Annotated in this window: 11 protein-coding genes; 7 read left to right on the forward strand and 4 right to left on the reverse strand. The window is 73.9% G+C overall.

Annotation, left to right across the window (positions count from 1 at the left end; genetic code table 11):
- Positions 1–112: 112 nt before the first annotated feature.
- Positions 113–1,126 carry a LacI family DNA-binding transcriptional regulator gene (locus ABD363_RS16720; RefSeq protein ID WP_344604193.1) on the reverse strand — a complete coding sequence of 338 codons (1,014 nt, stop codon included), beginning with the start codon at positions 1,124–1,126 and terminating at the stop codon, positions 113–115.
- A gap of 492 nt (positions 1,127–1,618) precedes the next feature.
- On the opposite strand from ABD363_RS16720, the gene ABD363_RS16725 reads away from it, so the two are divergent.
- From ABD363_RS16725 to ABD363_RS16755, 7 genes are all read left to right on the forward strand, one after another.
- Positions 1,619–3,556, forward strand: coding sequence for an acyl-CoA dehydrogenase family protein (locus ABD363_RS16725; RefSeq protein WP_344604195.1), 1,938 nt, complete (start codon positions 1,619–1,621; stop codon positions 3,554–3,556).
- A gap of 104 nt (positions 3,557–3,660) precedes the next feature.
- A complete protein-coding gene (gene dxr / locus ABD363_RS16730) occupies positions 3,661–4,917 on the forward strand; it encodes a 1-deoxy-D-xylulose-5-phosphate reductoisomerase (protein WP_344604197.1) in 1,257 nt (418 codons plus the stop codon).
- An 8-nt stretch (positions 4,918–4,925) separates the two neighbouring features.
- Positions 4,926–6,218 carry a M50 family metallopeptidase gene (locus ABD363_RS16735; RefSeq protein ID WP_344604355.1) on the forward strand — a complete coding sequence of 431 codons (1,293 nt, stop codon included), beginning with the start codon at positions 4,926–4,928 and terminating at the stop codon, positions 6,216–6,218.
- Between the two features lie 168 nt (positions 6,219–6,386).
- Positions 6,387–7,544: a flavodoxin-dependent (E)-4-hydroxy-3-methylbut-2-enyl-diphosphate synthase gene (gene ispG, locus ABD363_RS16740; protein ID WP_344604199.1), complete on the forward strand. Its 1,158-nt coding sequence runs from the start codon at positions 6,387–6,389 to the stop codon at positions 7,542–7,544.
- A 153-nt stretch (positions 7,545–7,697) separates the two neighbouring features.
- Positions 7,698–8,546, forward strand: coding sequence for a GNAT family N-acetyltransferase (locus tag ABD363_RS16745; protein WP_344604201.1), 849 nt, complete (start codon positions 7,698–7,700; stop codon positions 8,544–8,546).
- A gap of 111 nt (positions 8,547–8,657) precedes the next feature.
- A complete protein-coding gene (locus ABD363_RS16750; RefSeq protein WP_344604203.1) occupies positions 8,658–9,191 on the forward strand; it encodes a GNAT family N-acetyltransferase in 534 nt (177 codons plus the stop codon).
- Between the two features lie 110 nt (positions 9,192–9,301).
- Positions 9,302–11,002, forward strand: coding sequence for a proline--tRNA ligase (locus tag ABD363_RS16755; protein ID WP_344604205.1), 1,701 nt, complete (start codon positions 9,302–9,304; stop codon positions 11,000–11,002).
- Positions 11,003–11,111: 109 nt separating this feature from the next.
- On the opposite strand, the gene ABD363_RS16760 is transcribed toward ABD363_RS16755, so the two are convergent.
- The 3 genes from ABD363_RS16760 to ABD363_RS16770 are packed head-to-tail and all read right to left on the reverse strand — an operon-like array spanning position 11,112 to position 13,127.
- Entirely contained in the window at positions 11,112–12,020 is a 909-nt protein-coding gene (locus ABD363_RS16760; protein ID WP_344604207.1) for an aminoglycoside phosphotransferase family protein, read from the reverse strand.
- 40 nt (positions 12,021–12,060) lie between these two features.
- Positions 12,061–12,525, reverse strand: coding sequence for a ferritin-like domain-containing protein (locus ABD363_RS16765; protein WP_344604209.1), 465 nt, complete (start codon positions 12,523–12,525; stop codon positions 12,061–12,063).
- A complete protein-coding gene (locus ABD363_RS16770) occupies positions 12,522–13,127 on the reverse strand; it encodes a hypothetical protein (protein WP_344604211.1) in 606 nt (201 codons plus the stop codon). The genes ABD363_RS16765 and ABD363_RS16770 overlap by 4 nt, the downstream gene beginning before the upstream one ends.
- Between the last annotated feature and the right edge of the window lie 92 nt (positions 13,128–13,219).

The following is a 13,219-nucleotide window of genomic DNA, read 5'->3' on the forward strand; positions in this document are numbered from 1 at the left end:
GGCGGGAGGTGCCGACGGGAGGTGCGGGCGGGGGTGCGGGCGGGGCAGCGCCCCGGTGCGGGCGGACCGCCGCGCGGGCGGGCGGACCCGGGGGCTGCGGCCGGGCCGGGCGCTACGGCCGGCCGGGCGCCGGTCCCGAGCTCGCCCGGACCGTCAACTCGGGCGCGATCAGCACGACCTCGTCGCTGCCGCGCCCGTCGAGCTTGGCGACCAGGTGTTCCACGGCGTGCCGGCCCATCTCCTGCGCGGGGATGGCGACCGAGGTCAGCCGCACCGAGGCTTGGGTGGCGACCTGGTCGGGGCAGACCGCCACCACCGACACGTCCTCGGGCACGGCCCGCCCCTGCTGGCGCAGCAGGGCGAGCAGCGGTTCGACCGCCGCCTCGTTCTGCACGACGAAGCCCGTGGTGCCGGGCCGCTCGTCGAAGATCCGGGCGAGGGTCACGGCCGTCGCGTCGTACCCGCCCTCGCAGGGGCGGTGCAGCAGCCGCAGCCCCAGCTCCCGCGCCCGGGCGCGCAGCCCCTCCAGGGTGCGCTCCGCGAAGCCGGTGTGCCGCTCGTACACCGCGGGGGCCTCGCCGATGACAGCGATGTCGCGGTGCCCCAGCTTCGCCAGGTGCTCCACGCACAGCGCGCCGGTCGCCGCGAAGTCCAGGTCGACGCAGGTCAGCCCGGAGGTGTCGGCGGGCAGCCCGATCAGCACCGACGGCTGGTCGGTCGCGCGCAGCAACGGCAGCCGCTCGTCGTCGAGTTCGACGTCCATCAGGATCATCGCGTCGGCCAGCCCGCTGCCGGTGACGCGGCGCACCGCGTCCGGGCCCTCCTCGCCGGTGAGCAGCAGCACGTCGTACCCGTGCGTGCGCGCGGTGGTCGCCACCGCGATGGCGATCTCCATCATCACCGGCACGTACATGTCCGTGCGCAGCGGGACCATCAGCGCGATGATGTTCGACCTGCTGCTGGCCAGGGCACGGGCGCCGGCGTTCGGGTGGTACCCGAGCTCGCGGATGCTCCGCTCGACCCGCTGCCGGGTGGTCGCGGAGATGGACCGCTTGCCGCTGAGGACATAGCTCACCGTGCTCGCCGAGACTCCGGCGTGCTGGGCGACCTCGGCGAGGGTGACCATCCAGCTCTCCAAGCTTGTGAAGCGCTTCGACAGTGCGCGCTGCTGACAGATACGGTTGAGGGTGGTTCGACAGTAGCTCCAGCACGAGTGGGTGTCCATAGGCTGTCGAAGCGCTTCGACTCCTTTCCTTCACCACGCTGCGGCAGGGGCGGCGGCCCGCCCGGCCGACGGCCGCCGGGGAGCCGCGAGGAGCCGTGGGAGGGCACGGGGAGGACGTCACCGTCCCCCGGAACGGCCCCCGGCGCAACACCGGGGACCGCGGACGCCGGCGGCCTCCCGGTCGCTCGTTCGGCGCAGGCCGCCCGGCGGGCGGCGCGCGGGCCTCCGGCGCCGGGGCCCGCAAGGGCTCCGGCCGCCCCGGCGCCCGGCCGGCGACGGCCGGACGGCCGCGCGAGGGGTGGTGGGGTCGCCCCGGATCGGGTACATACGATCGGGTAGCACCCGTCGGTAACCAAAAGGCCCGAGAACCCGATTCGCGGCGAGGTGAGCCTCATGTCCGCTCCCACCACACCCTCCCGACCCGCCGTCACCGAACGTGAGGCCCGCCAGGTGGCGGAGGCGGCCCGGGAACAGGACTGGCGCAAGCCCAGCTTCGCCAGGGAACTGTTCCTCGGCCGCTTCCGGCTCGACCTCATCCACCCCCATCCGCTGCCGGCCGACGAGGACGTCCAGCGCGGCGAGGAGTTCCTCGCCAAGCTGCGCGACTTCTGCGAGACGAAGGTCGACGGCGCGGCGATCGAACGCGAGGCGCGGATCCCCGACGAGGTGATCAACGGGCTCAAGGAGCTCGGCGCCCTCGGCATGAAGATCGACACCAGGTACGGCGGCCTGGGCCTGACCCAGGTCTACTACAACAGGGCCCTCGCCCTGGCCGGCTCCGCCAGCCCGGCGATCGGCGCGCTGCTGTCGGCCCACCAGTCGATCGGCGTCCCGCAGCCGCTGAAGCTGTTCGGCACGCGGGAGCAGAAGGAGACGTTCCTGCCGCGCTGCGCCCGCACCGACATCTCGGCCTTCCTGCTGACCGAGCCGGACGTCGGCTCGGACCCGGCGCGCCTGGCCACCACCGCCGTCCCGGACGGCGACGACTACGTCCTGGACGGCGTCAAGCTGTGGACGACCAACGGCGTCGTCGCCGACCTGCTCGTCGTCATGGCCCGCGTGCCGAGGTCCGAGGGCCACCGCGGCGGCATCACCGCCTTCGTCGTCGAGGCCGCCTCCGAGGGCATCACCGTCGAGAACCGCAACGCCTTCATGGGCCTGCGCGGCCTGGAGAACGGCGTCACCCGCTTCCACCGGGTCCGCGTCCCGGCCGCGAACCGCATCGGCCCCGAGGGCGCCGGCCTGAAGATCGCGCTCACCACCCTCAACACCGGCCGGCTCTCGCTGCCCGCGATGTGCGCCGGCGCCGGCAAGTGGTGCCTGAAGATCGCCCGCGAGTGGTCCGGCGCGCGGGAGCAGTGGGGCAAGCCGGTGGCGCGGCACGAGGCGGTCGGCTCGAAGATCGCGTTCATCGCGGCGACGACCTTCGCCCTGGAGGCCGTCCTCGACCTGTCCTCGCAGATGGCCGACGAGGACCGCAACGACATCCGCATCGAGGCCGCCCTCGCCAAGCTCTACGGCTCCGAGACGGCCTGGCTGATGGCCGACCACCTGGTCCAGATCCGCGGCGGCCGCGGCTTCGAGACGGCCGAGTCCCTCCGGGCCCGCGGCGAGCGCGCGGTGCCCGCCGAGCAGATGCTGCGCGACCTGCGGATCAACCGCATCTTCGAGGGCTCGACCGAGATCATGCACCTGCTGATCGCACGCGAGGCGGTCGACGCCCACCTGTCGGTCGCGGGCGACCTGATCGACCCGGACAAGTCCCTGTCCGACAAGGCGCGGGCGGGCGCGCAGGCCGGCGCCTTCTACGCCAGGTGGCTGCCGAAGCTTCTCGCCGGCCCCGGCCAGCTGCCGCGCTCCTACGGCGAGTTCCGGCACGGCATCGACCTCTCGCCGCACCTGCGCTACGTCGAGCGCACCGCCCGCAGGCTGGCCCGCTCCACCTTCTACGCGATGTCCCGCTGGCAGGGCCGGATGGAGACCAAGCAGGGTTTCCTCGGCCGGGTCGTCGACATCGGCGCGGAGCTGTTCGCGATGAGCGCGGCCTGCGTCCGCGCGGAACACCTGCGCCGCCGGGGCGAGCACGGCCGCGAGGCCTACCAGCTCGCCGACGCCTTCTGCCGCCAGGCCCGCATCCGCGTCGAGGAGCTCTTCGGCCGGCTGTGGACCAACACCGACGACCTCGACCGCAAGGTCGTCGAGAACGTCCTGGCGGGCCGCTACGAGTGGCTGGAGCACGGCATCGTCGACCCGTCGGGCGACGGCCCGTGGATCGCCGACGCGACCCCGGGACCGTCCCGGAAGGAGAACGTCCACCGCCCCGTCAGGTGACCCGCGCCACGCCCGTCCCCGCCCCGCGGAACCCCGGGGCGGGGACGGGCCCCGCCCGGGGACGCGCTGTCCTGCCTCCCGCCCGGTGCGGCCACAATGGGGGAATGAGCGACAGCCCTGCCCCCCTCGCCGACCCGCACCTCGTCTACGACCCCGTGGCGGGCGACGGCCCGAAGGACGTGGTGATCCTCGGCTCCACCGGATCGATCGGCACCCAGGCCATCGACCTCGTCCTGCGCAACCCCGACCGCTTCCGGGTCACCGGCCTGTCCGCCAACGGCGGCCGGGTCGCCCTCCTGGCCGAGCAGGCGTACCGGCTGAGGGTGCGCACGGTCGCGGTCGCCCGCGCGGACGTCGTACCGGCGCTGCGCGAGGCGCTCGCCGCGCAGTACGGCGCGGGGGAGCCGCTCCCGGAGATCCTCGCCGGACCGGACGCGGCCACACAGCTCGCCGCCTCCGACTGCCACACCGTGCTCAACGGCATCACCGGCTCCATCGGTCTCGCCCCGACCCTGGCCGCCCTGGAGGCGGGCCGCACCCTCGCGCTCGCCAACAAGGAGTCGCTCATCGTCGGCGGCCCGCTGGTCAAGGCCCTCGCCAAGCCCGGGCAGATCATCCCGGTCGACTCCGAGCACGCCGCCCTCTTCCAGGCGCTCGCCGCCGGCACCCGCGCCGACGTGCGCAAGCTCGTCGTCACCGCCTCCGGCGGCCCCTTCCGCGGCCGGACCAAGGAGGAGCTCGCGCACGTCACCGTCGAGGACGCCCTCGCCCACCCCACCTGGGCCATGGGCCCGGTGATCACGATCAACTCCGCGACCCTCGTCAACAAGGGCCTGGAGGTGATCGAGGCGCACCTGCTCTACGACATCCCCTTCGACCGCATCGAGGTGGTCGTGCACCCCCAGTCCTACGTCCACTCGATGGTCGAGTTCACGGACGGGTCGACGCTGGCCCAGGCGACGCCCCCCGACATGCGCGGGCCCATCGCCGTCGGCCTCGGCTGGCCCGAGCGCGTCCCCGACGCGGCCCCCGCCTTCGACTGGAGCAAGGCCTCCACCTGGGAGTTCTTCCCGCTCGACAACGAGGCCTTCCCCTCGGTGGACCTCGCCCGGCACGTGGGCGGGCTCGCGGGCACGGCCCCGGCGGTGTTCAATGCCGCCAACGAGGAGTGCGTGGAGGCGTTCCGCGCCGGCGCGCTGCCCTTCAACGGCATCATGGAGACCGTGACCCGGGTGGTGGAGGAGCACGGCGTCCCGCGCACGGGAACCTCCCTGACCGTCGCGGACGTCCTCGAAGCGGAGACCTGGGCGCGGACCCGGGCCCGGGAACTGGCGGCACAGACGGCGGAGGCCCGTGCATGACGACCCTGATGTTCATCCTCGGCATAGTCGTCTTCGCGTTCGGCCTGCTCTTCTCGATCGCCTGGCACGAGCTGGGGCACCTGTCCACCGCCAAGATGTTCGGCATCCGCGTGCCCCAGTACATGGTCGGCTTCGGCCCGACCCTCTTCTCGCGCCGCAAGGGCGAGACCGAGTACGGCATCAAGGCCATCCCGATGGGCGGCTACATCCGCATGATCGGCATGTTCCCGCCCGGCCCCGACGGCCGGCTGGAGGCCCGCTCCACCTCGCCCTGGCGCGGCATGATCGAGGACGCCCGCGCCCAGTCCTTCGAGGAGCTGCGCCCCGGCGACGAGAACCGCCTGTTCTACACGCGCGCCCCCTGGAAGCGCGTGATCGTGATGTTCGCGGGCCCCTTCATGAACCTGGTCCTGGCGGTGGCGCTGTTCCTCACCGTCCTGATGGGCTTCGGCATCACCCAGCAGACCACCACGGTCAGCTCGGTCTCCCGGTGCGTCATCGCGCAGAGCGAGAACCGCGACGACTGCCGCGCGTCCGACCCGGCCGCCCCGGCCGCGGCCGCCGGCCTGAAGGCGGGCGACCGGATCGTCGCCTTCGACGGGGTGCGCACCGACAGCTGGAACGAGCTCTCCGACCTCATCCGCGCCCACCCCGGCGAGGACGTGCCGATCGTCGTCGAACGCGAGGGCGAGGAGGTGACCCTGCACGCGACGATCGCCACCAACCAGGTCGCGAAGAAGGACTCCAGCGGGCGGATCGTCGAGGGCGAGTACGTCACCGCCGGCTTCCTCGGCTTCAGCGCCGCCACCGGCGTCGTGAAACAGGACTTCGGCCAGTCCGTGACGTGGATGGGGGACCGGATCGGCGAGGCCGTCGACTCCATCGCCGCCCTGCCGGGCAAGATCCCCGCCCTGTGGGACGCGGCCTTCGGCGACGGCCCGCGCGAACCCGACTCCCCGATGGGCGTGGTCGGCGCGGCCCGCGTCGGCGGCGAGATCTTCACCCTGGACATCCCGCCGACCCAGCAGCTGGCCATGTTCGTGATGCTGGTCGCCGGCTTCAACCTCTCCCTGTTCCTGTTCAACATGCTCCCGCTGCTGCCGCTCGACGGCGGCCACATCGCGGGCGCGCTGTGGGAGTCGCTGCGCCGCAACACGGCGAAGCTGCTGCGCCGCCCGGACCCGGGCCCGTTCGACGTGGCGAAGCTGATGCCGGTGGCGTACGTGGTCGCCGGGATCTTCATCTGCTTCACGCTGCTGGTGCTCGTCGCGGACGTGGTCAATCCGGTGAGGATCTCCTAGCCGCGACGGGCTCGCGGCGGCCCGGGACGCTCCGGCCCGGGCCGCCGCCGTCCGCGCGGGCCGGGGAACGGGATGTGCCCGGCCCGGCGCCCGTGCCGTAATCTCGAAGCCTGGAGCCCGCTGCTCACGGGACCGGACCTTGATCCACGACTTGGGGTTGCACAGCAGATGACTGCGATTTCTCTCGGCATGCCGTCCGTTCCGACCAAGCTCGCCGAGCGCCGGAAGAGCCGGCAGATCCAGGTCGGATCCGTGGCGGTGGGCGGGGACGCGCCGGTGTCGGTGCAGTCGATGACGACCACGCGGACGTCCGACATCGGGGCCACGCTGCAGCAGATCGCGGAGCTGACCGCGTCCGGCTGCCAGATCGTGCGGGTGGCCTGTCCCACCCAGGACGACGCCGACGCGCTGCCGGTGATCGCGCGCAAGTCGCAGATCCCGGTGATCGCCGACATCCACTTCCAGCCCAAGTACGTCTTCGCCGCGATCGAGGCGGGCTGTGCGGCGGTGCGGGTCAACCCGGGCAACATCAAGAAGTTCGACGACCAGGTCAAGGAGATCGCCCGGGCGGCCAAGGACCACGGCACCCCGATCCGGATCGGGGTCAACGCCGGCTCGCTGGACCGGCGGCTGCTGCAGAAGTACGGCAAGGCCACCCCGGAGGCGCTGGTGGAGTCCGCGCTGTGGGAGGCCTCCCTGTTCGAGGAGCACGACTTCCGCGACATCAAGATCTCGGTGAAGCACAACGACCCGGTGGTGATGATCGAGGCCTACCGGCAGCTGGCCGAGCAGTGCGACTACCCGCTGCACCTGGGGGTGACCGAGGCGGGTCCGGCCTTCCAGGGCACGATCAAGTCGGCGGTGGCCTTCGGGGCGCTGCTGTCCCAGGGCATCGGGGACACCATCCGGGTGTCGCTGTCGGCGCCGCCGGCGGAGGAGGTCAAGGTCGGCATCCAGATCCTGGAGGCGCTGAACCTGCGCCAGCGGGGACTGGAGATCGTCTCGTGCCCGTCGTGCGGGCGGGCCCAGGTGGACGTGTACAAGCTGGCCGAGGAGGTCACCGCGGGCCTGACCGGGATGGACGTGCCGCTGCGGGTGGCGGTGATGGGCTGCGTGGTCAACGGACCCGGCGAGGCCCGGGAGGCCGATCTGGGGGTGGCCTCCGGCAACGGCAAGGGGCAGATCTTCGTCAAGGGCGAGGTCATCAAGACCGTCCCCGAGTCCAAGATCGTGGAGACCCTGATCGAGGAGGCCATGAAGCTCGCCGCACAGATGGAGAAGGACGGCGTGCCCTCCGGCGAGCCGTCGGTCGCCGTCGCGGGCTGACGGCCCCGCCGCCCCGGCAGGCACGGCGGCCCCGGCCGCCCACCGCCGTCCCGTCCGGACATCGCGCCGGCCCCCCCCCGGGGGGTCGGCGCGGCACATTTCCGGCAGGTACAGTGCGGAAATCAGCAGACCCCAGTGTGTGAGGCCCCGCACGTGTTGACGCAGACCACCTCCCGGGTCCTCGAACCGGACGACCTGGACGCCGCACTCGCCATACTCGACCGCGAGCCGGTCGCCAACGCCTTCGTGACGTCCCGCGTACGGGTCGCCGGGCTCGACCCGTGGCGGCTCGGCGGCGAGATGTGGGGCTGGTACGAGGACGGCACGCTGACGTCCCTGTGCTACGCGGGCGCCAACCTCGTCCCCATCTGCGCCACCCCGCGCGCGGTGCGCGCCTTCGCCGACCGGGCCCGGCGCGCCGGCCGCCGCTGCTCCTCCATCGTCGGCCCCGCCGAACCCACCGCCCAGCTGTGGCGGCTGCTCGAACCCAGCTGGGGCCCGGCCCGCGAGGTCCGCGCCCACCAGCCCCTCATGGTCACCGACCGCATGCCCGACGACATCGCCCCGGACCCCCGCGTCCGCCGCGTCCGCAAGGACGAGATGGAGGCGATCCTGCCGGCGTGCGTGGCGATGTTCACCGAGGAGGTCGGCGTCTCCCCGCTGGCCGGCGACGGCGGCCTGCTCTACCAGGCCCGGGTCGCCGAACTCGTCGGCTCCGGCCGCTCCTTCGCCCGGTTCGACGCCGACGGCAAGGTCGTCTTCAAGGCCGAGATCGGCGCCGCCACCGACCGCGCCTGCCAGATCCAGGGCGTGTGGGTGGCCCCCGAGCACCGGGGCCGGGGCCTGGCGGCACCGGGCATGGCGGCGGTCCTGCGCTACGCGCTGGCGGACGTAGCCCCCGTGGTGAGCCTGTACGTCAACGACTTCAACACGGCGGCCAGAAGGACGTACCGGCGCGTGGGCTTCCAGGAGGCCGGCGCCTTCATGAGCGTGCTGTTCTGAGGGCGCCCCGCGGCCGCGGGGCCCCGCGGTGCGCGCCTTCGCCGCGCGGGCACGCGCGCCCCGCGCCACCGGCCCCCCGGACGACGCCGCGACCCCTGTAGGCTCCCCGCCATGGACCTCGTGATCGGCCCCCTGGACCTCTCCGCCCACGTCGACGAGGCCCTCGCCGTCCAGGCGGTGGCGTTCGGCCTGGGCGCCGAGGAAGTCGCCGTACGCCGCCAGATCGTCCTGCGCCACATGACCCACCCCGGCGCCCGCGCCCTCGGCGCCACCACCCGGCAGGGCCGCCTCGTGGGGTTCGTCTACGGCATGCCCAACGACCGCGCCCACTGGTGGTCCACGATCGTCGAGCCGTACCTGCGCGCCGAGGGGCACGAGGGGTGGCTCGACGACTCCTTCGTGATCACCGAGCTGCACGTCCACCCGGACTGGCAGAACCGCGGCATCGGCCGCTCCCTGATCACCACGATCACCGACAGCGCCGCCGAACCCCGCTCGATCCTCTCCGCGATCGACACCGACAGCCCCGCCCGCGCCCTGTACCGCTCCCTGGGGTACCGGGACCTCGCCCGCCAGGTCCTCTTCCCCAGCGCCCCCAAGCCGTACGCCGTGATGGGCGCCCCGCTGCCGCTGCGCAGGCGATAACCGATTTCCGCCGCGCCGGACCGCCCGGTTAACCTCGTTTGCCATCACCCTCCCCGAGCTCCCGGCTCCGCCCGAGCGGGGAACCCCCAGCAGCAGGAGATACGAGAACCATGGCGAACGCACCGGTCCAGCGCATGTCCCAGTTGATGGCGAAGACGTTGCGCGACGACCCGGCGGACGCCGAGGTCCTCAGCCACAAGCTGCTCGTCCGCGCCGGCTACGTGCGCCGCACCGCCGCCGGCATCTGGTCCTGGCTGCCGCTCGGCAAGAAGGTCCTCGCCAACGTGGAGCGCATCGTCCGCGAGGAGATGGACGCGATCGGCGCCCAGGAGGTGCTGCTCCCCGCCCTGCTGCCGCGCGAGCCGTACGAGGCGACCGGCCGCTGGGACGAGTACGGCCCCGAGCTGTTCCGCCTGCAGGACCGCAAGGGCGGCGACTACCTCCTCGGCCCCACCCACGAGGAGATCTTCACGCTCCTGGTGAAGGACCAGGCGTCCTCCTACAAGGACCTCCCGGTCATCCTCTACCAGATCCAGTCCAAGTACCGGGACGAGGCCCGGCCCCGCGCGGGCATCCTGCGCGGCCGCGAGTTCCTGATGAAGGACTCGTACTCCTTCGACCTCGCCGACGAGGGCCTCGCCGAGTCCTACGCCCTGCACCGCCAGGCCTACCAGCGCATCTTCGAGCGCCTCGGCCTCGACTACCGCATCTGCGCCGCGACCGCGGGCGCGATGGGCGGCTCCAGGTCGGAGGAGTTCCTCGCCCCGGCCGAGGCCGGCGAGGACACCTTCGCGGACTGCCCGAACTGCGACTTCGCCGCCAACACCGAGGCGATCACCTACGAGCTGAAGCCGCAGGACGCCTCCGGCGTGCCCGCGGCCGAGGAGATCCCCACCCCGGACACCCCGACCATCGAGACCCTCGCCGCCTCCCTCGGCGTCCCGGCCTCCGCCACCCTGAAGAACCTCCTGATCAAGGTGGACGGCGAGATCGTCGCCGTCGGCGTCCCCGGCGACCGCGAGGTCGACATGGACAAGGTCGAGGCGCACTTCGCCCCGGCGGCCGTCGAGATGGTCACCGAGGAGGACTTCGCCGTCCGGCGGGACCTGGTCCGCGGCTACGTCGGCCCGCAGGGCCTGGAGAAGGTCAGGTACCTCGCCGACCCGCGCGTGGCGCCGGGCACCGCGTGGATCACGGGCGCCAACAAGGAGCACGTGCACGCGAAGAACGTCGTCGCCGGCCGCGACTTCGAGGTCGACGAGTACGTCGACGTCGTGGTCGTGCGGGAGGGCGACCCCTGCCCGAAGTGCGGCACCGGCCTGAAGCTGGACCGCGCCATCGAGATCGGCCACATCTTCCAGCTGGGCCGCAAGTACACCGACGCCCTCAAGCTCGACGTCCTCGGCCAGAACGGCAAGCCGGTCCGCGTCACCATGGGCTCCTACGGCATCGGCGTCTCCCGCGCGGTCGCCGCCCTCGCCGAGCAGCACGCCGACGACAAGGGCCTGGTCTGGCCCAAGGAGATCGCCCCGGCCGACGTCCACGTGGTCGCCGCCGGCAAGGCCCTGCAGACCGAACTGGCCCTCGACGTCTCCGGGAAGCTGGCCGCCGCCGGCGTCCGCGTCCTGGTCGACGACCGGGCCGGCGTCTCCCCGGGCGTGAAGTTCACCGACGCCGAGCTGATCGGCGTACCGCAGATCCTGGTGGCCGGGCGGCGCGCCGGCGAGGGCGTCGTCGAGCTGAAGGACCGCAGGACCGGCGAGCGCGAGGAGCTCACGGTGCAGGAGGCAATCGCCCGCCTGACGGCGTAGGCACGCCGGCGCCGGACCGCGCCCCCTTCGAAGGACGCGGCACACCGCCGGACACGGCCGGGTGCGCGTGCGGGGAAGGGGGCGCCCGGCCGGAACGGCTCCCGGCGCCCTACAGCCAGCCCGCGAACTCCAGCAGCAGTTCCGCGTCCCGTTCCCGCCCGACCCGCCGCGCCCGCACCCCCGACTCCACGGCCCGGAACAGCGTCCAGCCGCGCAGGCGGTCCTGGTCCACCTCCAGCGACTCCGCGAGCCGCTTCACCCTCCGCCGGGTCGTCGCCGCGCCCGACGGCCGGGCGATCAGGTCCTCCACCCGGTCCCGCACCAGCCGCGCCAGGTCGAAGGCGCACTCGCCGACCACCGGGTCCGGCCCCACGGCCAGCCACGGCATCCGCTCCCCGGCCAGCACCTTGCTCTGCCGGAAGGTGCCGTGCAGCAGCCGCTCCTCCGGCGGCGCGGCCAGCAGCTCCGCGCGGACGGCGAGCGCCGCCTCCACCAGGGGCGCCACCTCCGGATGGGCCGCGGCCCCCGCCCGCATCGCCTCCGCCTGCCGCCCCGTCCGCTCGGCCACGGTCTCGAACGGGTGAGCCGCGTCGCCGCCGGGCGGCTCGACCCACAGCCGCCGCAGCGTCCCCGCCGCCTCCAGCAACGCCTTCGCCTCCGGCAACGACCGCACGGAGACGTCCGGGCGCAGCCGCTCCAGCAGCAGCACGCCCTCGGTCACGGGGGACTCCAGCAGCCGTACGGCGCCCCGGCCGCCCCAGTGGGCGAGCGCCGCCCGCTCGCTCTCCGGGCGGGCCCGGCGCGGCGCCAGCTTGAGCACGGCGGGCGTCCCGTCCGGCCGCCGCACCAGCAGCACCAGGCTGCTGCGCCCGCCGGGCACCTGCACCCGCTCCACGGTCAGCTCGCGCAGCGCGACGGACTGCCGCACCAGGTCGGGCAGCCTCTCCAGCCAGCCGTCGCCGTCCGGCGCCGTCTCACCGAGCGCCCTGACCAGACGCTGCGGCGGTTCGAAAGCCATGCGCGAGTCGTCCCCTTCTGTTCGCGGTGTGCCGTGCCCGTCACGCCGAGGGCGCCGCCGGTGCCGAGGCGGCACCGGCCCGCTCGGCGAGACCAGGGAAGGCTACGCTCCCGCCACGCCAGCGCACCGCCCGCACCGCCGCCTCCCGCAGCGCCCCGGCGGCCGTCGCCCGCCGCTCGCCCCCGGCCGCCCGCACCAGGTCGGAGTAGACCCCGGCCACCCGCTCCTCCAGCTCGGCGGCCAGCCGCACGGCCGCGGCCGAGTCCGGCACCGGGAACGGCAGCGCGTACCCCGCGGCCGCGGCGACCGGCTCGCCGCCCAGGTCCCGCACCTCGCGCACCAGCGCGTCCCGGCGCGCCCGGTGCGCGTCGTACGCCGCGCGTGCCTCGGTGCGCCGCTCCGGCCGGACGCGCCCGCCGACGACGCCGTAGCCGTACACCGCCGCGTGCTCGGCCGCCAGGGCGGCCTGGAGGGCGTCCAGCTCCCCGTCCTTCGCCTTGCTCACCCGTCACCCTCCGTCAGCAGATACACGTGCGCCGCCCCGGCCGCCGCCACGGAGGCCAGCAGCCGCGCCAGCTCGCCCGGCACGTCCAGCAGCGCCGCGGCCCGCCGGTCGGCGAGCGTCCGCTCGTCCGCGGCGAGAGCGGCGAGGGCGTCCCGCGCGTCCTCCGGCACGGCACCGGGCCCGTCCCCCGGACCGGCGCCGGACGCCTCCCCCGGACCGGTGGCCGGCGCGGAGACGGAAGGCGCACCGGAAGCCGGTGCGGAAGGCGCACCGGAGGGCGTCGCGGACGACGGCGCCCCCACGCCTCCCCGGCCCCCGCCGAACGCCTCCGCGTGCCGCACGACCTCCTCCCGCAGCGGCCGCAGCCGCTTCGCCAGCCCCGGATGCGCCGCGATCACCGCGTCGTACCGCGCGGCCAGCCGCTCGCTGTCCCGGGCCGCACGCGCGCGGGCCCGTGCGGCGGCCGACGGGCTGCCGCCCGTGCCGCCGGAGTTCCCGGACCCGTCGGAGCAGCCCATGAGCAGGGCGGCCCCGGCGGTGGAGGCGAGCAGGCTCCTTCGGCGCGGCCCCGAGGGGGCACGCGGCGGTGTGGCGAACGGCACGGCAGACGTCCTCGGGAACTCGTGCGAAAACCGAAAAGGGCAGCGGAACGGGTGTGCGCCCGTGATCACGGTACCCGGGCATCTGTCCGACA

Origin of the sequence: Streptomyces glaucus, assembly GCF_039533365.1 — a bacterium.
Lineage (GTDB): Bacteria > Actinomycetota > Actinomycetes > Streptomycetales > Streptomycetaceae > Streptomyces > Streptomyces glaucus.

Excerpts from the sequence above, each read along its gene's own strand:
- ABD363_RS16720 (WP_344604193.1), bottom strand. The coding sequence starts at position 1,126 with ATGGTCACCCTCGCCGAGGTCGCCCAGCACGCCGGAGTCTCGGCGAGC.
- ABD363_RS16725 (WP_344604195.1), top strand. The coding sequence starts at position 1,619 with ATGTCCGCTCCCACCACACCCTCCCGACCCGCCGTCACCGAACGTGAG.
- dxr (WP_344604197.1), top strand. The coding sequence starts at position 3,661 with ATGAGCGACAGCCCTGCCCCCCTCGCCGACCCGCACCTCGTCTACGAC.
- ABD363_RS16735 (WP_344604355.1), top strand. The coding sequence starts at position 4,926 with ATGTTCATCCTCGGCATAGTCGTCTTCGCGTTCGGCCTGCTCTTCTCG.
- ispG (WP_344604199.1), top strand. The coding sequence starts at position 6,387 with ATGACTGCGATTTCTCTCGGCATGCCGTCCGTTCCGACCAAGCTCGCC.
- ABD363_RS16750 (WP_344604203.1), top strand. The coding sequence starts at position 8,658 with ATGGACCTCGTGATCGGCCCCCTGGACCTCTCCGCCCACGTCGACGAG.
- ABD363_RS16755 (WP_344604205.1), top strand. The coding sequence starts at position 9,302 with ATGGCGAACGCACCGGTCCAGCGCATGTCCCAGTTGATGGCGAAGACG.
- ABD363_RS16760 (WP_344604207.1), bottom strand. The coding sequence starts at position 12,020 with ATGGCTTTCGAACCGCCGCAGCGTCTGGTCAGGGCGCTCGGTGAGACG.